The sequence below is a fragment of the Xenorhabdus japonica genome (genome assembly GCF_900115195.1).
Classification (GTDB): Bacteria; Pseudomonadota; Gammaproteobacteria; order Enterobacterales; family Enterobacteriaceae; genus Xenorhabdus; species Xenorhabdus japonica.
In genome coordinates, this window is the sequence record NZ_FOVO01000004.1 from 1 (window position 1) to 19,659 (window position 19,659).

Annotated in this window: 20 protein-coding genes and 1 tRNA gene; 3 read left to right on the forward strand and 18 right to left on the reverse strand. The window is 44.6% G+C overall.

Features of this window, described 5'->3' with window-relative positions; genetic code table 11:
* Window positions 1-62: 62 nt before the first annotated feature.
* From BM135_RS02605 to BM135_RS02670, 14 genes are all read right to left on the reverse strand, one after another.
* Window positions 63-593 carry a DUF3261 domain-containing protein gene (locus BM135_RS02605; RefSeq protein ID WP_092517532.1) on the reverse strand — a complete coding sequence of 177 codons (531 nt, stop codon included), beginning with the start codon at window positions 591-593 and terminating at the stop codon, window positions 63-65.
* A complete protein-coding gene (locus BM135_RS02610) occupies window positions 590-2,914 on the reverse strand; it encodes an MMPL family transporter (RefSeq protein ID WP_092517534.1) in 2,325 nt (774 codons plus the stop codon). The genes BM135_RS02605 and BM135_RS02610 overlap by 4 nt, the downstream gene beginning before the upstream one ends.
* Window positions 2,886-3,488, reverse strand: a complete 603-nt coding sequence (locus BM135_RS02615) for an outer membrane lipoprotein carrier protein LolA (RefSeq protein ID WP_422646136.1) — start codon at window positions 3,486-3,488, stop codon at window positions 2,886-2,888. Before BM135_RS02615 ends, BM135_RS02610 begins: the two co-directional genes overlap by 29 nt.
* 17 nt (window positions 3,489-3,505) lie before the next feature.
* Window positions 3,506-3,928, reverse strand: coding sequence for an acyl-CoA thioesterase (locus BM135_RS02620; RefSeq protein WP_092517536.1), 423 nt, complete (start codon window positions 3,926-3,928; stop codon window positions 3,506-3,508).
* 3 nt (window positions 3,929-3,931) lie between these two features.
* A complete protein-coding gene (locus BM135_RS02625) occupies window positions 3,932-5,707 on the reverse strand; it encodes a glycosyltransferase family 2 protein (protein ID WP_245737277.1) in 1,776 nt (591 codons plus the stop codon).
* Entirely contained in the window at window positions 5,698-6,057 is a 360-nt protein-coding gene (locus tag BM135_RS02630; protein ID WP_092517537.1) for an ApeI family dehydratase, read from the reverse strand. The genes BM135_RS02625 and BM135_RS02630 overlap by 10 nt, the downstream gene beginning before the upstream one ends.
* On the reverse strand, window positions 6,044-7,429 hold the full coding sequence (locus BM135_RS02635; RefSeq protein WP_092517538.1) for an AMP-binding protein: 1,386 nt from the start codon (window positions 7,427-7,429) through the stop codon (window positions 6,044-6,046). The genes BM135_RS02630 and BM135_RS02635 overlap by 14 nt, the downstream gene beginning before the upstream one ends.
* The gene (locus BM135_RS02640) at window positions 7,429-8,004 is read right to left on the reverse strand and encodes a COG4648 family protein (RefSeq protein ID WP_422646133.1); all 576 of its coding nucleotides are present in this window, start codon (window positions 8,002-8,004) and stop codon (window positions 7,429-7,431) included. Before BM135_RS02640 ends, BM135_RS02635 begins: the two co-directional genes overlap by 1 nt.
* A gap of 48 nt (window positions 8,005-8,052) precedes the next feature.
* Window positions 8,053-8,334 (reverse strand): acyl carrier protein, encoded by a 282-nt coding sequence (locus tag BM135_RS02645; RefSeq protein WP_092517539.1) that lies wholly within the window; start codon window positions 8,332-8,334, stop codon window positions 8,053-8,055.
* An 11-nt stretch (window positions 8,335-8,345) separates the two neighbouring features.
* Window positions 8,346-8,603, reverse strand: coding sequence for a phosphopantetheine-binding protein (locus tag BM135_RS02650; RefSeq protein ID WP_092517541.1), 258 nt, complete (start codon window positions 8,601-8,603; stop codon window positions 8,346-8,348).
* A gap of 18 nt (window positions 8,604-8,621) precedes the next feature.
* Window positions 8,622-9,413 carry a lysophospholipid acyltransferase family protein gene (locus BM135_RS02655; RefSeq protein ID WP_092517543.1) on the reverse strand — a complete coding sequence of 264 codons (792 nt, stop codon included), beginning with the start codon at window positions 9,411-9,413 and terminating at the stop codon, window positions 8,622-8,624.
* Window positions 9,406-10,134, reverse strand: coding sequence for a beta-ketoacyl synthase chain length factor (locus tag BM135_RS02660; RefSeq protein ID WP_092517545.1), 729 nt, complete (start codon window positions 10,132-10,134; stop codon window positions 9,406-9,408). The genes BM135_RS02655 and BM135_RS02660 overlap by 8 nt, the downstream gene beginning before the upstream one ends.
* Window positions 10,135-10,147: 13 nt before the next feature.
* Window positions 10,148-11,221 (reverse strand): methyltransferase, encoded by a 1,074-nt coding sequence (locus BM135_RS02665; protein WP_092517547.1) that lies wholly within the window; start codon window positions 11,219-11,221, stop codon window positions 10,148-10,150.
* Window positions 11,222-11,327: 106 nt separating this feature from the next.
* The gene (locus BM135_RS02670) at window positions 11,328-11,717 is read right to left on the reverse strand and encodes a hypothetical protein (RefSeq protein WP_092517550.1); all 390 of its coding nucleotides are present in this window, start codon (window positions 11,715-11,717) and stop codon (window positions 11,328-11,330) included.
* A gap of 415 nt (window positions 11,718-12,132) precedes the next feature.
* Between BM135_RS02670 and BM135_RS02675 the strand changes: the two genes are divergently transcribed.
* Window positions 12,133-12,351 carry a hypothetical protein gene (locus BM135_RS02675; RefSeq protein WP_422646134.1) on the forward strand — a complete coding sequence of 73 codons (219 nt, stop codon included), beginning with the start codon at window positions 12,133-12,135 and terminating at the stop codon, window positions 12,349-12,351.
* A gap of 186 nt (window positions 12,352-12,537) precedes the next feature.
* Here BM135_RS02675 and BM135_RS02680 read toward each other — a convergent pair.
* Window positions 12,538-12,613: transfer RNA gene (locus tag BM135_RS02680), tRNA-Ile, on the reverse strand.
* 289 nt (window positions 12,614-12,902) lie between these two features.
* On the opposite strand from BM135_RS02680, the gene BM135_RS02685 reads away from it, so the two are divergent.
* Window positions 12,903-13,682 (forward strand): GNAT family N-acetyltransferase, encoded by a 780-nt coding sequence (locus BM135_RS02685; RefSeq protein WP_092517558.1) that lies wholly within the window; start codon window positions 12,903-12,905, stop codon window positions 13,680-13,682.
* A gap of 55 nt (window positions 13,683-13,737) precedes the next feature.
* Here the strand turns inward: BM135_RS02685 and rpoD are convergent, their stop codons facing one another.
* The 3 genes from rpoD to rpsU all read right to left on the reverse strand — a co-directional run bounded on the left by rpoD (window position 13,738) and on the right by rpsU (window position 17,990).
* The gene (gene rpoD, locus BM135_RS02690) at window positions 13,738-15,591 is read right to left on the reverse strand and encodes an RNA polymerase sigma factor RpoD (protein ID WP_092517560.1); all 1,854 of its coding nucleotides are present in this window, start codon (window positions 15,589-15,591) and stop codon (window positions 13,738-13,740) included.
* 320 nt (window positions 15,592-15,911) lie between these two features.
* Window positions 15,912-17,660: a DNA primase gene (gene dnaG / locus BM135_RS02695; protein ID WP_092517563.1), complete on the reverse strand. Its 1,749-nt coding sequence runs from the start codon at window positions 17,658-17,660 to the stop codon at window positions 15,912-15,914.
* Window positions 17,661-17,774: 114 nt separating this feature from the next.
* Window positions 17,775-17,990 (reverse strand): 30S ribosomal protein S21, encoded by a 216-nt coding sequence (rpsU, locus tag BM135_RS02700; RefSeq protein ID WP_001144069.1) that lies wholly within the window; start codon window positions 17,988-17,990, stop codon window positions 17,775-17,777.
* A gap of 553 nt (window positions 17,991-18,543) precedes the next feature.
* Here rpsU and tsaD point away from each other — a divergent pair.
* Window positions 18,544-19,584 carry a tRNA (adenosine(37)-N6)-threonylcarbamoyltransferase complex transferase subunit TsaD gene (tsaD, locus tag BM135_RS02705; RefSeq protein ID WP_092517565.1) on the forward strand — a complete coding sequence of 347 codons (1,041 nt, stop codon included), beginning with the start codon at window positions 18,544-18,546 and terminating at the stop codon, window positions 19,582-19,584.
* The last annotated feature ends 75 nt before the right edge of the window (window positions 19,585-19,659 follow it).

Here is a 19,659-nt window from a genome sequence, read left to right on the forward strand (position 1 = left end):
CTAAGCGCCAGAAGGCTGGCTGGGATAATGGCTATATGATGAAAATCCTGACAGTGGGATTTTCATCTGTATAAATTAGACCCGTTTGCCCTACGTCGTTTGCCATTTGGGCTATCATAATAAATTTCTGTGATTAATTTCCCATTTTTATCATGCAGTTGGCGGAGATTACCACTGTCCTTAAGCACCCAGCCATCAGGCAGTCGGCTCTGCCAAGCGGAAACAGGCCAGTAACTGAGCATAATATCAGCCAAGACTTGATTGGCAGGCGGAAGTTCCGGCAAGACAATGGATTGTTCGGTATGAATACCATTTTGATCGTAATTCAATTTGAACAGCCGAATGCCCAGCGAAGACAATCCTGCCAAGGATAGGTGTTGTTCATTGGCGCTGAGTAGCACAATCAATGACTGCTGCTTGCCTTTTACTGTAGCCGTCAGCAGTTGTTGTTCATTAATGGTAGGTGTTATGGTTGGTTCTGGTAAAGAAACGCGTACACCTGGTTTCAGCCATGCACTGGGCGTGCTGTTTTGCGGGGAGTTCGTACACGCTGCCAGCAGGCAAGTCAGGGATAGAATGAATAACCGTATCATGATTTCTTTTTCCTTTTTTGGCGTTCAGGCATTGCCAATGGCGATAGCAGGAAAGCGGTAAATATCCCACTGCATAATACGATGCCAAAACTGCTGATTGCTTGAGTGCTGCTGAATACCAACATCCCTAGTGTGAGTAATGCAGTACACATTGCGACACTGATCGCTAATAGCGAGGTCAACGGAGTACCATGGGGATTACTGAAAAACAGGGTGTAGTTGATGCCAATGCCAAGCACCAGAACCAGAGCCAATATTGAGAATAAGTTAAGGCTATGACCACTAAAGCCGAGAACAGCCAGCCCACAGCCAAGGGATAGCAAGGATGGCACTATGTTGATGATGCCGCGACGCAAACCGAGCCGTGCTATGTAACTGATGGCAATCAGTATGATTGAACCTGCCAGCAACCAGCCAAGCATAGTGCGGTAGAATTGAAACATCTCATCGAAAGCCAGTTTGCGATCAACCCAACTGACGCCTTCCTGTTTTTCTGCCAACTGACGCATCAATACACTGTCTTTAACGCCGTTTACAGGTAGCAGGACGCCACTGTAGCCATTTGGCAGGGTTATCCACATCAAACGCCAACCTTCACTAACTACACTGTTGAGCCAGTCATTCGGCGTGACAGTCATGGGACGAGCATCAGGTTGTTTCATTGTCAAACCTGCTTCTGCCAGGCGAGCCATGATATTGGGAGTGGCGGCCTTGAGCAGTTCAAGATCTCTGTGTTGTTGAGCAAGAGAGGAGAGCGGGAGTCGTTGGTAATGACTGATATTACCTTGCTGTTTTTCTGTATCCAATTTTGGAATAAAAGATTCCAGCCGCTGCAAGGTTTGTTCTGCATTATTACCGTAAATCACGAACCATTTCTGATCGCTTCGCTGTCCGGTTAGTGCTGCAATGCGTTTTTCCTGTTGATGGATATCCTGTGGTAGAGCCTGTAATTGGGCAATGTCATCATTGATCTGCAAGCGAGAAATTCCCAGCACTGCAAAAACTGCCAGTATTGTTGGTAATCCCATATAAAACAGCCGATTGCGTCTCCATAACGCCAGCCAGCGCATTAATATGATCATGGCTGGAACAGGGCGTACTGGTAGATTTTTAGCAAGTCGGGGATACCAGCAGACAACCGTCAGGCAGGAAGCCGTCAAGCCCGCAGCTGCAAATACAGCCAATTGGCGTAGGCCGGGGAAAGGGGCGAACATCATGATTAGATAGGCAATGACGGTTGTTGCCAATGCCATCAATAAGGCTGGCAAGACTTTCCGCATACTTTGCCACAGCGTGACTTCCTGACCATGTACCATGCGTTCTGTCAGATAGTAAATGGCGTAGTCGGCGGAAATACCGATAATACTGACGCTCATTACCAGCGTCATGAAATGAAGTTCACCAAAGATCCCCAAAGTCGCCACAGTTCCTGCTAATGCGCCGATACTGATGGATAGAACACATAGCAACAAAGGTTTTAGGGAGCGGAAAACACTGTAAATGAGTAGCAATACGCCGAGTACCGTGACGCTACCCAGTGTTGAAATATCGTGTTTCGCCTGTTGAGTGGCATAATCGCTGTAGAACAGGGTTCCCCTTGAAATGACTTCGGCATCAGGAAATTGAGCTTTCAGAGCCTGCTGCAACTTATTCAATTCAGTAACGGCATGATGCCCTTGCTGCATGTCAAAGGAAGAGCTTTTTAGCTCTCCGTGAAGCAGATACCATTTTTTCCCTGAATCATCTTTGGCGACCAACCAGCCATTCTGGAGTCGCAATTGGTTGGATGCCTGCTGAAGCGCCAGTTGTGAACCTCTGACCAGCATCAGGGGATCGTTGTTAAGCTCTTGCCCGCTGACACCAGAAAATGCGGAATAAACTTGAGACAAGATCCAATTTGCCTGCTGATTGCCTTCATCTTTCAGCCTGTCACGGGTGATAGGATCGAGCATGGCATTACGGTGTTCGTAGTAAAAACGCCCCCATGCTTGTTGCTGTTCTGCCGTCATTGGCCCTTTGACATGGCTCAGAAACAGTATTTTTTGCAAATGCTCCAACCAGTATTGGGCAGGAGCGACATCCTCTTTTTCCCCCGGACTGACCATCCACACCAATTGCCGATCAAGACGTTGCATGAACTCTCCTTGCAAAGCAGGTGGCATGTTTCCAGCACTTTGTGCTGGCAACAATGCCAGTACGCTGGTGGACAGACGGGATTGAGGCAACAAGGTTACCAGCGATATCAGCAGGATAGCGCATATCAGTAACCAGAATGGTGCCAGCCGACGTGGCTCAGAATTTGAAGTATTGCTCTTCTTCATTACTCAGCGTCTCTGGTGTTAATTGGTGTTGGGTAAAAGAGAGTTCTGTTCGATCACCTTGGCGATCGGTCAGTAAAATCGTATCAAGGTTAGCTTGGCCGCTCAGGGTAATCGCTGTGAAAAGTTTATCTAAAGGAGACGTTTTGGGCGTCAGTACCAAGCGCCATTTTTCCTGCCCAAGATCGCTGAATTCGATTTTGAAATTTTCTTCCAGCACGGCACGATCGGCCTGAAACAGTGCCCGCATCAGATGGTTGAACTGAAACAGTTGAGGATTGGAATCGGCGGTGATCACTTGGGGAGTTTGCCCCGGCATGGCTTGAACCATATGGCTGTCATCCAGCACCAGTGTCAGTGGAAAAGGTTTTTGTTGATGCCACCACAGCCCTTTATGTTGTGAAACCAGCATTTCACCACTGGAAGACAGGGGTTGTGGCATACCCTGAATTTGACGCACTTGGGTGAAATGTGCTCGTACAGTTGGCTGGTGGGCGAACCGCTGTTGTAATTCTTCAAGAGTGATGGCATGTGCCACGTTATTGATTGTCATGAAACTTGCTGTCAGGAACAGCAGTATCCAGCGCCATTTTTTCACGGCTTGACCCCCATATGTTCGAATAAAATGTCCGGGCTGATAAAACTCATTTCCCGTGTTTCTTTAGAAACGGCGACCTGAATGGTATAGCCTACGGTTGTTTTTTTGCCGCTTGCTGCATCAAAAATCTGGTAAGCAATTTTCAGGCGATTTTCAAATTCTTCAATGGTGGCTCTGACGCGTATTTTTTGCTCAAACAGCACTGAGGCTCGATACTTGATTTTGGCATCGACGACAGGCCAAACATAGCCGGATTTACTCATTTCCCGATAGCCATAATTGAGTTGGTTCATCAATGCCTCACGGGCAATTTCAAAATAACGAAAGTAGTTTCCATGCCAAACAACGCCCATTGGGTCAGCATCATGAAATGGCACAGTTAATTCAACTTCAGCCGTAAAACGGGGGGCAGTCAGCATTTTTTATTCCTTATTTTTCCGAGCAGAATTTTTTCGATCAGATGGCAATTGCCAAAAATCGAAAAAATTAAACCAATCGAGCGGAGATTGCAGGACATGGTGTTCCAGTCGGGAAGCATAGAGATCTACCGCCTGCTGCAACGCTTGTTCTCGTTGTTTACGTGGCAATTCCAGAGGATTGGCAAAATGTTCACAGTAAATTTTGAATTGGTTATTTTGCCGGAGAGCGAACATCAATAGGACTGGGCAACGCAATACCGAGGCAAGGATAAATGGCCCCTGCGGAAATGGTGCAGAATGACCGAGAAACTGGCTCCATACAACGCGTTGAGTGTTGGCGCGAGAAGGATTAACGGCAATTCGATCACCGACAATTGCCACCCATTCTCCGGCATCAATTTTTTCTTTCAGTATAATGGCGGTATCTGCTCCGACATCTGTTACTGGTAATAAATTGATTCCTGCTTGTGGTGAAACTTCTTCAATGATCTGTTTGAAACGTTCGGCGTGTTCAGTAAATACCAGTGCATTGATGGTCGGTTTACCTGTTTGTTGCGCCAGTGCCCGACAGACTTCAATATCGCCCAAATGCGAAACCAACAGTAGTTTTCCGCCTGAGTTTCCATCCAAAAGTTTTTCATCCAAAAGAATTTGTTCTGCTCCCGCCGTAAACTCGATATCTTTTCCCCATTTAAAGTCACCACGCCAGCTGGCGATTTTGTCCAACATGGCTGTGCCAAAACGCAGGTAATGGCGATAACTATTAAGGCGCTGTGGAACAGTAATGCCTTTATGTTGCATGGTTTGTTTCAGTCGCTCAAGATATTGGCGGGATGCCTGACGCTGTGAACCACCAGTTGCCCAGAAATAGCCAACAATAGGGTAAAGCAGCAATTCAAAAGGCTTGCGTCCGAACCATCGATAAACCGCCAGCATGAATTTCATGCCAAGCAAGCCTTTGCGTTCTTGAATCGCTGACCAATGCTGGCTATTTATTCCCAGTCGAGTACGCCATAGCAATTGTTTACGCCATAATAAAGAAGGAATGCGCGGTAACATACCGAAAAACAGGTGGGTATGCATCCATGAAATGCTGAGGTTATCCCTCAACGCATCGAAATGGGACAGGCCATTTTCAGGATAGGTAACTTTTGTTGGCACAAATTGATTTTCTGTTCCTTGCCAATAGAGCCGCACCATGATTTCAATATCAAAATCCATGCGACGACCAACATCTTTTTTAGCCAACAGTTGTAGCGTAGGAGCCAGCGGATAAATACGAAAGCCACACATACTATCTTTAATGGATAAAGAAAGCGTTTCCACCCAAACCCAGAAATGAGTGATATAGCGCCCATAAAGGCGGGATTTTGGCACGGAATCATCATACTTTGGATTACCGGAAATCAAGTGATTGGGATACTGCTGTGCCTTTGCCAAAAACAGAGGGATATCGGCAAGGCAATGTTGCCCATCGGCATCAACCTGTAAAGCATGGCTATAGCCTGAATCCGCGGCTGCCCGCATTCCTGCCATGACGGCACCGCCTTTGCCCTGATTATGTTCAAGGCGGATAAGCGTTACATTAGGAACGGACTTGGCTAAATCTTGAAGATGGTGTTGAGTGTCGGGAGCACTGCCATCATCCACGATAAAGCAGTGGAGATGATAAGGAGATAATCTTTCCAATACCGCCGACATGGTTGCACCGTGGTTATAACAAGGAATAACCACGCAGGGCGTAATCATATTTACGCTCGTACTTGCGCTCAGCGACATAACTTTATCTTTCCTTGGCTTGCTGTCTGGCTTTCGCTTCCGCTCTGAGCTTCTATATCATAATGGAAGGTCAGGAGGTATTTTTCTTCATCCCATTTGATTTTCAATAGTAGCTTATTGCCCGGTTGCAGAGGGAGCTGGAACTTGACCATTTCAATTGAAGCGAAAGACCAGCCCGGAGCCAGCAGCATTTCGGCATAATGCATGACCCAATCGATTTGGGCCACACCCGGCAGAAGTGGCTGAATGGGAAAATGCCCCCGGAACCAATCCAAATCGGGGTCTAGATACAATTGTACAATGACCTCATTTTGAGCAGGTTGCTCGCGGTGAATTTCAATGGGTTTCATTAAATAGCTCCTGTAAAGCAGGCCATGAGCGCTTGCTTTGGGCATTCAGGGGAATGGCTTCAACGACTCGCCAATAACGTGGTAATGCGACAGATTCCAACCAAGGCTTTAACTGGTGACGCCAATCTTGTGACAGCTTGCGAATTCCTTGCTGCTGATAACGTGTGTAGGTTTCGTGATCTAAAACGACTACCGCGCCAATGTTATTGCGCTTACCTCGATTAATGAGCAATGCGACAGCATCAGTGATACCAGAAATTTCACGCAGGCGGCGTTCGATTTCTGATAGGGAAATACGTTTTTCTTCAATCTTCACCAGACGATCCCGCCGCCCCAATAAAGCAAAATTACCTTGCTTATCAAAGTCAAACTGATCGTCCAGAATCAGACCAAAGGGATCAGCAAGTAGAGGAGAATAGACGCGCACATTTTTTTCTCCATCTTCCTGAAATGAAACTCCCTCAAATGTCGTCCAGACTTCGTTGTTTGTTTTACGGCTTCGCCAGGCCATTATGCCAGTTTCGGTACAGCCATAAATTTCATTAGGCGGAATGTTGAGCCACTGCATTGATCGTTCCGCACAGGCAAAGTGCAGTGGCCCACCCGCTGAAACGACAAAAGTACAATCAGGGGCAGGAAGTTTGTCATCCAGCCGTTGCAGGAAGGCAGGGCTACTGATCAGCGCACAACGTGGGCTATTGGTAAGTTGTTCGGGAAATTCCACCATCTTGCGATCGAATGGTAAACCCAGAGCCATTGGCAACCAGATACGGAAAGTCAATCCATACAAATGCTGGTGGCTGACTGAAGATCTGACAATGCAGGATTGCAGTTTATCTCCCCACAGGGAAGCCAGCCATTGGGATTCAAGATCCATGGCTGCCACAGTTTTAAGCACTTGTTGAGGAATACCTGTTGAACCAGAAGTAAACATCACCAAAGTGGCATCCGGTGAGATGGCTGGCAATGTGAGGTTCAGCGAGATTTTTTCCGTAACATCAATTTCTGGATTTGATGATGTCATCCGTAAACAAGGACAGGATAAAGTCAGGGGTAAATCGGTCAAGACCCCATCAAACAGAGATTGTTGCTCTTGTAATTGGGCTGCTCGGCAATGACCCGGAATAACGGGAGTTTTACCAGCATAAAGTGTTGCCAGCAGCGCGACACAGAAATTGTAGCTATCGTCAAAACACAAGGCCCAGTGGGATGTTGAGAGTTTTTGGTTTTTTGCGTGTATTTTCAGGCGTAAATATAACGCGGTCACATCCTGCCGAAGTGTATTCAGGCTGATGGCGTTATTCCCCCAACTGATTAACCTGTCGGGGTTATTATCTTCTGATAGCCATTGAGATATGGGTTGTGCTTTCATTATTTTTTTACCCGCTGGCGTACCAGCCATTCAATGGAAATGAGTAACCCAATTAATAGGTAGCTCACCATTCCGTTCCACAATGTCCATAAAGTCATATCGTTATACAGGCAAGTTCCAAGTGCTATTGCACCATTGAACATAAAAAACAGGCACCAGATGTAGGTGACTTTACGTGTATAAGCAATGCCCTCAGGGGGTAAATCCGGTTCTTTGATACGGGCTATTTTTTCAATAATGGGGGAGCCGTAACGCAATGAGCTGCTAAACAGAATCAGCAGAACAGCATTAACGACTACCGGATAGTACATAAGAAGCTGGTGACTGCGAAGGAATAAACTAGCCAGCCCCAAGGCTATCCCTGCTATGGACAATATCCATCCGGTATTCCAGCCAGATTTCTGCTGATTATGGGTTTGATACCTGCTTAACAATAATCGCAAACCAAAAAATAAAATAATGACGATCAACATGGCATGAAATTGCCCGTAGTTAACCATCGCCCAGACCAAGAACGGCCAGGCGATTAACATCACGGTATTGGCAATACGGAGCAATAAAATCAACGGCTTCAATTAACTACCCAAATGTTTGTTTCTGCTTGACTGATGATTTATTGCCGATTACTGGTCTTTTAACGATGGTTCTGTCGATGGTTGCTCTTTAAATAACTGTTCCACGGCATCTACGACATCCTGCACGGTACGAACGGATTTGAATGCTTCCGGTTTGATTTTGCGTCCAGTTTTCTTCTGTAAGTGGACAACCATATCAACCGCATCAATGCTATCGAGTTCCAGATCTTCATAAAGTCGTGATTCAGGCGTAATGTCTTCGGGGGACAACTCAAACAGTTGAACCAGTAGCTGGGAAACTTCCTGAAAAATAGCGTGTTTTTCCATGATTACACCTGCTCTTATGCTTGCTGAGATTGGATATAAGCTGCCAATGTGGCTACAGAAGTAAAGTGTTGGCGCATTTCTTCACTTTCAGAGGATAGTACGATGCCAAAGCGATTTTTTACTGCCAAGCCCAGCTCCAGAGCATCGATTGAATCTAAACCTAAGCCGTCGCCAAACAGGGGGGCATCAGTTTCAATATCGGCAGGTGTAAGATCTTCCAAGTTCAGGGTGTCTATAATTAATTGTTTTATTTCAATATGTAATGCTTGCATCATCGTATCCGACATCTGTTAGTTTGATGGTGTTAGTAATTGAGTTAGCTGACGATTGAGTTGGCGGGCAGCGATGGCATGCCCGTTTTCTATATCAACAGCAAAATTTTCATTGGTGAGTTGTTCACCAATAGTGATCGTATAAATGGGTTTTTTCGGTGGGATTTGATACCACTTGCTTTTTTTATCCAGCATAGTCTGGCTGCAAGTAATATGTATGATCCGCAAATCACATTCACATCGTACGGCGATATTAGCGGCTCCACGTTGAAGCGAAATAGGTTGGCCGGGTGTTGTGCGCGTTCCTTCTGGGAAAATCAGGATATTGTGACCAGAAGTCAGCCGTTCGCGGCAAACAGGAAGCAGAGTTTCTGCATCACTGTTAATCAGGTAACGTGCAGAGCGTATTACGCCGCTGACAAAAGGATTGCGCAGTAACGCAGATTTTACGATGCAATCCACGTCTGGCAGTGTTGATGCCAGAATGACGTAATCCAGTAAAGTTGGGTGATTAGCAACAATCAAACAACCTTTATCCGCACGAATTTTATCCAGTTCATTGAAATGGTAATCCAGTACTCCCAATTTTCTGGTCAAAAAAAGGAACAGGCGAAAGCTGAATGAAATGCTGTGGCGCGCGAGATAGCAACGTTTACTTTCATTACGTAGGAAAACCAGCAATAAATTAAACCAAATAAGAGAAAGCAGTAACCCACCTAAGCCAAACAGGGCAAAACAAAATCCGGTCATGAGCAGACGCCAGAGCCAGTTAATGCGTTCAGTGATATTGACTGAAACCCTTTTAATCATCTGACAGGCTCCAATTCCATTGGCAATGATCTCCTGAAACAGTGAAATTCTGCTTGCCCCGTAACCAGCCATGAAGAAACTGGAGGCTTTGAGGAAGGTCAGGTTCTGCTTCTGATGAAGATTGCTTTGTACAGCGTAAGCAAGTACCTGACTCCAGCAATAGAGCGACCGCAAATGGATAGGTTGGGGTATTGGTATCTATGACATTGTGATAAAAGCTGGGGATCTCACCATCAAAATCGACCAGCAAGACTTTACGGTGCCCCGCATGAAGCAGTGTTGAGGCTTCAAACAGCCCTTGCAAGAAACTGTCAATACCTGCCGAAACGGAAGAGGAAACCAGAGGAGCCTTCGCCACAATGGTTAGATTACCTACAGAAGAGTTATGAACTGACATGGCAAAATTGGTTGGAGAAACACTCTCTTTTTGCGCCAGATTCTGCAATATTTGGTAATTGCGTTCCAGCTCACCGTGACGGCTGGTATAGACAATGGCATCGACTTGATTACGACGCAGGATGCTTAAACCACAATCCACGGCAAGACGGCTGCCAGAGCTTAAACGGCGAGCTGTCATCATGGGTAATTGGGCACATTTCTCTAATGGCTGTGATTTATCGATAGTAGCTGGTAATTTCGCAGACCATTCTTTCCACTTTTCAGCAAGAGAGAGTCCTGGGGCGATTGCTTGCCAGTCTGTAATATCCAATGTCAATTTCATGAAATACCGTTCGTTACTGCTTTTTGCAGATCAGTAATGTATGCCCTAGCCCTAGCTGATCAATTTGGTTTTCTATGACCAACCCAGCTTTATTAAGGAATTGGGTAAAATCATCAACACTATAAAAACGACTATTACCATTTGCCATACAAGTAAAATAAAGCGAGGTAGCATTAAGGCTATAAGCCGCTGCTTCAAAAGGCTGGCAGTCCCAAAACAGCTCCATAATGCAAATTCGTGCATCAGGTTTCATGGCTGCGGAGATCTTGCGTAAAATGCCTATAATTTGTGTTTCGGAAAAACAATCCAAGAATTGGCTCATCCACCAAATATCTGCTTCTGTGGGTAAGTCGTCATCCGATAACATGTCAATAGGATAGCCGAAAATACGATCAGCCATACCTTGGCTGCGTATATTTTCTTCAGCCAATTTTATTTGCTGGGGTAAATCCAGAATAGTAACGCTGACTTTACTGTCATATTGGCAACAGCGCAATGCCCATTTTCCTGTATTTCCACCAACATCATAAATCACTTTAGGATTTATGGAGAAAACAGTTTTCAATGCCGCATTAAAGGCAGAATCAGAATAAAAATGGTCGAATGAAAACCAGCTTGTTTTAGCAGGCTCAGGTAATTGGCTCAGAGCAGGATAAATCGTTGGCCACTCACCGAACACTTTTAATCCGGCAGGCTTATTTTTCAGGAGAGATTCTTTTAAGTGAAATAACCCTTGATAACAAACGTCCTGAGTGAAATCCATATTGACGCGAGTCATCTTGTCATGTAGCAAATAATGTCCGATTTTACTGAGGAAATAACGATCATTCTGCTTAATAATAATTCTGCCGCTCAATCCCATATCCAACAAAATACCCACACCGTAGCTATCTAATTCGGAGTTCCTGAAAATCTCATCTTTGGTCGCACCATTTTTGTGGTTTTTATCCAGGAAAGATAAAATTCCGCAATCGCGTAGTCCCATTGCTGTTTGAAATAGCATAGGGGCAAAAGCAATGCGTTGAGCTTCTGTAATTGCCTCAAGTGCACTGAACTCATCTTTGTCATAATTATAGGGTGCGGTCATATATCCAGATATCCGATATGTCTGTAGCCAGAATGTATATTGAAAAACTAAAGCCTATCTTATCAGTGTGTTTTCACTGATAAGGGATAGGCCTTAAAGCTGAAATTTATTGATTAGCCAACAGGGCTAAATTTGACTGAATGTCTTTATCCAGATTATTGACCCAACGGTTATAGTTGCGGTGAATTTTTCCATCACTCTCTCTTAATTTATGGCTCTTGACATAATTGATGGAGTAGTTTTTGGCAGTATAGTTGATGCGTATTTGCACGTCATGCTGGCGATTTTTCAGGAAGCCATCAATAACCCCAGGAGAAACTTCGGTCATTACCCATTTGCGTTTCTTACCTGCTTCCAAAATAGCTTTTTTCACGGAAGACAGAGAATTATGAGTCATGATAGTGGCTTGAGGAGTTAATATTGGTGCGTTACGGGCACAGCCAGCAAGCGTGATGACGCAAACCAGACTAATTAATAGCTTATATGAAGTTTTCATTATTTTTCTCTTGTTAGATGAGATGATATAGCTTATGTCATAGTGATGTTATACATATTAGTTTAAATAAATTCTTACAATACTGCTACATCTATCATTTCATTATGGATTTCATTGAATAATTCTCTGAATCCTATTTAATTTTATCTCTGCTTTTTATTCGCCTTTAGGATTCATTAAATGCAGTTATGTATATGGGGTGTTTATTTAGCTTGTTAATTTAAAGTTAGTTGGATGAATATTGAATTAGATTTTTTATATTAGTTCTGTAGATGCTTATTTCAAGGATAATGGATTTTATGAATGCATTATTTAGTAACATAAGTGATAAGAAGTTAGCTAATGGTAACTATAGTTATTTATAAAATTAATATTTTATTTCGAAGACAACGAAAAAATCGCACTGCCTAGCCCCGTGGGACAGAATGAGGATTATGTCGATGTGCCCTCAAGCGTGGCCTCCAAAGTGCTTATGCTCAATGCGTTTATTGATTCCAAGTTAACGCAAATTGAGTTAGCCAACTGCATGGGGGTGAAAAAGCAGGAAGTGACCCGTATCTTTGACTTACGGCATTCCACCAAAATTGATACGGTAGGTAAGGTCACATCGGCTATCCACGCATTAACCTACTGACTATGCGATTAATTTGGATCGCGTTCCTGTGTTGCGCTCACGCTGCACAATCCATCTTACGTGTCAGCGAAGACAAAATGGGACACTAAATTTTTCTCAGGAGACAAAAAAGGGACATTGACCAAAAGATATAAAAAAACCACTCGTGCTTGAGTGGTCTATATTGCTGATTTAACAGCTAAAATTTGGTGGCCCCTGCTGGACTTGAACCAGCGACCAAGCGATTATGAGTCGCCTGCTCTAACCACTGAGCTAAGGGGCCGTTGAAGTGGGGAGATTATACGGTACAGTTTGGTCTTAGGTCTAGTCCCCAAAATTCATATGCGTATTTTATATACAATAATTAGTATATTTTAACGTATCTCAGCTTATTGGAAGTCATCTGAAATCTTTTTTAGTGATATTGTTTGCTTTTATAACAAACATTTCTGATTGTTTACTGCGCTTCGTTCATAATTTAGTCAATGAATTTTTGTCAGTGTAATTTTGTGTTTTTCATTGATTTTCAAACATTATTATTACTTTTCATAAAAATATTTTGGTAAATCAATATGGAAAAAAATAATTTATCGGCAGCTATTTGGGCTCATTATCAAATAGAAGATCACTTTTTTTCATCTATCAGCCAGATGTCTCAGCACATTAGTGAAAGTGTTCGAGCCTATGTGACTGGAGTTGAAACGCATTCATTGAATTTTTTGCTGGTGACCGATGTTAATCAACAGACCGCCGAGGATCTACAAAAAGGAATTCAATTGCTGGATGAGAAAACTTATTTTCCTTTTGCGATTGTTGCTGTAGAGCCAGATAGTCAAGTTTTAGCAGTGATTCAACAGGCTGGATTTGTGTTTGATGCTGATAGTATAACTACAGCCATGCAACTTGATTTGGTGAATTGGCAGATGAGCGATGTATCAGTTATGGAATATGACATTCGGTGTGTTAACCACTGTTTGGATGATTGGGCAATCCCGATGGAAAGCGCATTTGAGACAGGTGCTTCTATTTCTGGGCAGTATCAAAAATGCCATCAAGCAGCTTTGGATGCGGGAAAAGATCTGCAACATTATGCCTTGTATGTCGATGGTCAGCCGATCTGTTCTTTAACTTTATCAAGATTAGATAATATTGTTCGTTTTGATGAAATTAGTACGCTGGTGGAGGAACAGAGAAGGGGATATGCCTCTGCCTTGATCAATCATGTGTTGAATGAAGCTAAACAATATGGTGTAACTACGTGCTATTTGGATGCCTCTCGTGATGGTAATGGATTGTATCGGCGTATTGGATTTAAGCCATTATTTGAATATCAGGGATTTATCCGTGCGTGATAAAAAAGCGTCTGCCGAAACAGACGCTTTTCAGATTTATCAGCAAGTTCGTTGATTAGTCATCAAGGAAGCTGCGTAGTACTTCGGAACGGCTCGGATGGCGCAATTTACGTAGTGCTTTTGCTTCAATCTGACGAATACGCTCGCGGGTTACATCAAATTGTTTACCCACTTCTTCCAGAGTATGGTCAGTGTTCATATCAATGCCAAAACGCATACGCAGAACTTTCGCTTCACGTGCAGTCAGACCTGCCAGCACATCGTGAGTTGCTGAGCGCAGGCTTTCTGAAGTTGCTGAATCCAGTGGCAGTTCAAGAGTGGTATCCTCAATGAAATCGCCCAGATGTGAATCTTCATCATCACCCACAGGGGTTTCCATGGAGATTGGCTCTTTGGCAATTTTCAGTACCTTGCGGATCTTGTCTTCAGGCATCAACATGCGTTCTGCCAGCTCTTCCGGTGAAGGCTCACGACCCATTTCCTGCAACATCTGGCGGGAAATACGATTGAGTTTGTTGATGGTCTCAATCATATGTACTGGGATACGGATGGTGCGTGCCTGATCTGCAATAGAACGAGTAATCGCCTGACGGATCCACCATGTCGCGTAAGTTGAGAATTTGTAACCACGACGGTATTCAAATTTATCAACCGCTTTCATTAGACCGATATTACCTTCCTGGATCAAATCGAGGAATTGCAGGCCACGGTTGGTATATTTCTTCGCAATCGAAATAACCAAACGCAGGTTGGCCTCAACCATCTCTTTCTTCGCCCGGCGAGCTTTCGCTTCACCGATTGACATGCGACGATTGATGTCTTTGACCTGTTCAATGGTCATGCCAGTTTCTTCTTCGATCTGACATAACTTTTGCAGGCTACGCATAACTTCTTCTTCAACTTCCAGCAACTTGTCAGACCATGGCTTGTTCATTGCTTTTGCAGCGGTGAACCATGTCTCACTTGTTTCATTGCCAGAGAACAGAGTAATGAAGTTTTTCTTCGGCATTTTGCACTGCTCAACACACATCTTCATGATCTGGCGTTCTTGAAGACGTACACGATCCATCATGGAACGCATGTTGTTGACCAGGTAATCAAACTGTTTTGGTACCAGACGGAACTGTTTGAATACTTCAGATAAAGTTAATATTTCTGCTGCAGTATTAGGATGACTACGGCCGTGAGCTTTGATTGACTGACGAGTAAGTTCATATTGCTCACGCAGCTCCAGGAATTTCTGACGAGCTAATTCTGGATCGATGCTGTTATCATCTTCGCTGTCAGCATCATCATCACGCTCTTCGTCATCTTCATCGTCATCATTGTCGTCAAGCTCTTCCTGAGGAAGTTCTGAGCCAACGTGAGTGGCTGTTGGTGCAAGATCTTCTTCTGCGTTAGGATCAACGAAGCCTGTGATCAAATCGGACAGACGACTCTCGCCGGATTCAACGCGGTCGTACTGCTCCAGCAAGTAAGTAATCGCTTCAGGGTATTCAGCAACGGAGCACTGTACTTGGTTGATGCCATCTTCAATGCGCTTTGCAATGTCAATTTCACCTTCGCGAGTCAGGAGCTCAACCGTACCCATTTCACGCATGTACATGCGAACCGGATCAGTGGTACGACCGATTTCTGACTCGACACTAGATAACACTTGTGCGGCTGCTTCCGCTGCATCTTCATCTGTGTCGTTTGTGTTTTCTGCCAACATGAGATCATCGGCATCAGGTGCTTCTTCCATTACCTGGATGCCCATGTCATTGATCATTTGGATGATATCTTCTATCTGATCAGAATCGACGATATCTTCCGGCAGATGGTCATTGACCTCAGCATAGGTCAAATAGCCTTGCTCCTTACCTCGGGTGACAAGTAGCTTTAGCTGTGACTGCGGGTTTTGCTCCATAAGACGGTATCCACACTTCAGAGTATTGGTTGGTGTCGGTCGGCAAAACAAATATGCCAACAATAACATTTGAGGGCGTTTTCATTGTATTGCCGCTGCCCTCAATTGCGGCAATTGTAGGGCTATTTACCCTACCTAATGCGGCATTTAAGCCGTGAATTCTGTGTCTGCGATTTTATGTTTTGATTTAGAACCTGTTTCACCAAGCTATATTTTCATCAAGACATATTTTGGATACAAACCCATTGTGTAAGTAATCCAAGTAATATAGCTTTCAAATAATGTAGCCTTGAAGTAGATAGCCTTGCTGAGACAGATTCTTATTTCCTCGCGCCAGAAACCGTAATTAGCTGGACTTCTTCGCGCTCTTCTGGTGTTAGACCTTCGGTTCTCTCTTTGGCAATCAGAAAGTTAAAACGTTCATCAAGTGCTGACGCGAAAAGATGGTTCAGTGCATCGCTAAAAGTTTTTTCAGCAATCTCTTCTATCTGTATATCGTTCCATGCAGCGAGTTTTTCAAGCTGTTTAGCATATTTATTATCGCGATATTGCTCTAACAGTTGCCCAGTGGTTAAACCAGGTTGGGCAAGGCACGTGTCGATAAGCTCTATGAATAACGGCAATCCTGCTATTTGAGTAGAAAACATTCCCTGTAGTGGGGGAACTAATGCCGCTAAATGTGGGTTTTGCACCAGCAATGCAATAAGAATACGCATTGTTGTCGGTTTCAGTTTTAGCGCCTGATAAGTATTGGTATCTTTTTTGACAAGTTTCGCCAGAAATCGTTCCAATTGTGTTGTATCGGGAGTACCCAACAGGTTTCCAAGTTCTTGAAGCAGATAGAGTCGCAGTGTTTCCCCTGGAATCTGACTGAGCAGTGGCATGGCTAGCGAACTGAGCTTAGTCGTTCCTTCAGGGTTACTTAAATCAACTTGTGGCAATAGTGATTCGAACAAGAATGCAGATAAAGTCAGTGCCTTTTCTGCTCTCTGCTCGAACGCTTCCTGCCCTTCTTTTCGAATCAGTGAATCAGGATCTTCGCCATCAGGCAAGAACATAAAACGTAATTGCCGACCATCATTCAGGTAAGGCAGTGCCGTTTCCAATGTACGCCATGCGGCATCACGGCCCGCACGGTCACCATCGTAACAACAGATGACGCTATCCGTTGTCCTGAAAAGCAACTGAACGTGTTCGGCTGTCGTGGACGTCCCTAGCGAAGCCACAGCATAGTCAATGCCAAATTGGGCCAGCGCAACAACATCCATATAGCCTTCAACCACTAATAGCCTTGTAAGCGTACTGTGGCTTTGCTGTGCCTCATAAAGACCATATAACTGGCGGCCTTTATGAAATATTTCTGTTTCCGGCGAGTTCAGATATTTGGGAATTGTATCTCCCAACACTCTGCCGCCGAACGCAATCACACGACCGCGACGATCGCGAATAGGGAACATCACACGTTCGCGGAAACGATCATAAGTGCGACCATTGTCGTTCGTGACCAGCATTCCCGCATCGTTTAGCTGTTTGCGATCTTCCTTGTTATGGGCAAATCGCTTTAGGACGTTATCCCATCCCGTAGGCGCAAAACCAATAGAGAAACGGTGGATGATTTCTTCACTGAGTCCACGTTGAGCCAAATATTGTCGGGCTGATTGAGCGCCGGGGGTATTCAGTGAATTCTGATAGAAGCCGTTGAGCTTATCCATCAGTTGGTAAAGATTTTGCCTTTGGTGACGTTCGATTTGACCGCCGCCGGAGCCTGCTTCGTAGGGAACTTCCAGCCCATGCATTGCAGCCAGTTCTTCAATGGATTCAACAAAGTCCAATCTGTCATAATTCATCAAAAAATCAATGGCATTACCATGCGCTCCGCAACCGAAGCAATGATAAAACTGCTTATCACCATTAGCAGTGAATGAAGGGGTTTTTTCGTTATGAAAAGGACAGCACGCTTGATGATTTTTACCTTTCTTTTTCAGAGGTACCCTAACATCGATCAAATCAATAATATCGGTTCTTGCTAATAAGTCATTGATAAATGCGCGTGGAATTCGTCCAGCCATAAGCCCTTTTACGCCTGTTGATGAACGAGAATAAGCCGCGCTTCCTTTGGGAAAGCACGGCCTTTAACTGCAGTAGTTTGTTAATACAACCACTAAGCGGATTGACCGCAAAGATTAGTACAAACGAGTACGACGTGCGTTTTCGCGAGCTAGCTTTTTAGCATGACGCTTAACAGCAGAAGCTTTAGCGCGCTTACGCTCAGTCGTTGGTTTTTCATAAAACTCACGACGACGAACTTCTGCTAATACGCCTGCTTTTTCGCAAGAACGCTTAAAGCGACGCAGTGCTACGTCAAATGGCTCGTTTTCACGTACTTTAATTACTGGCATGTGCCTCTCACCTCAATAGAAATCGGGTTTGTCGCTGGCGTGATAGTGCCAGCCGTCTTTAAAATGGTGCGGAATTTTACTTCAATGAACACGGCTTTGTAAAGTGCCGAGGCAAATTGAAACCGATAACGCCATGGGTTACAGGATGCTTTTTTGTACGCAAAACAAGCAATCTGATATCGGCGTCATTAACATTAACCACACAGAATATTCAAGTAGGAGATTGATTATAGACTAATCAGAAAAAATAGCCAGCATGTAATGGACTCGGTGATGAGAATGTTGATAGTAAAGTGGCTATCAGCAAGGGATTTAAGTATATGCCCTTCGTCTTTCAAGTTGCCTCTTTGTTGGCTGCGCTCACTCACCCCGGTCGCATAGTTATCTATGCTCCTGGGGATTCGCTCCCTTGCCGCCGCGATGCATCTTGAAATCCATTGGGTATAGAGGCACATAAATAGATTAGAGCTGTATAAATAGATAATGTTACACTGGCACCCGTTGAAAGAGATACGAATGTGTATAGTGACCAAACAACGAGACGAATAGTGCAATGCGAGTTTTAGGTATAGAAACGTCCTGCGATGAAACCGGAATCGCAATTTATGACGACAAAATCGGTCTGCTAGCCAATCAATTATACAGTCAGGTCAAGCTACATGCTGATTATGGCGGTGTAGTACCTGAACTGGCGTCCCGTGACCACATTCGTAAGACGGTTCCTTTGATTCAGGCGGCTTTGAAGGAAGCGGGCCTGACGAGTAAAGATATTGATGCAGTTGCTTACACAGCGGGGCCGGGATTGGTTGGAGCCTTACTGGTTGGGGCAACAATCGGGCGTTCACTGGCGTTTGCATGGGATGTGCCTGCTATTCCTGTGCATCATATGGAAGGCCATTTGCTGGCTCCGATGCTGGAAGAAAACACGCCTGAGTTTCCTTTTGTTGCCTTACTGGTTTCAGGCGGTCATACCCAGCTTATTAGCGTGACGGGTATCGGTAAATACAAATTGCTTGGTGAGTCTATTGATGATGCGGCGGGCGAGGCTTTTGACAAAACAGCAAAACTGCTCGGATTGGATTATCCGGGCGGACCAGTACTTTCCCGTATGGCACAGCAGGGCAAGGTTGGGCGTTTTGTCTTTCCGCGTCCGATGACAGATCGTCCGGGGCTGGATTTCAGCTTCTCAGGCCTGAAAACGTTCGCAGCCAATACGATCCGCAATAACATTCATGGTCATGATATGGCTGAGGATGAGCAAACTAAAGCAGATATTGCCCGCGCATTTGAGGATGCGGTTGTGGATACGTTGGCGATTAAGTGTAAACGTGCCTTGGAACAGACGGGATTCAAACGTTTAGTGATGGCGGGTGGAGTTAGTGCAAACCGAACATTGCGTACCAAGATGCAGGAAGTGATGGAAAAACTGGGAGGCGAAGTTTTCTATGCCCGACCTGAATTCTGTACTGATAATGGGGCAATGATCGCGTTGGCTGGCATGATCCGTTTGCAAGGAGGAACTGTCGGTGAATTGGGTGTAACGGTGAAAGCACGTTGGCCGTTGGCGGATCTTCCTGCTCTGCAAAAATGGTAAAAAAATATGCTGTTTGATATGGGCTGAGTGCTATTTTGTACTCAGCCTTTTAAATATTTGATTAAAGGGAAGATG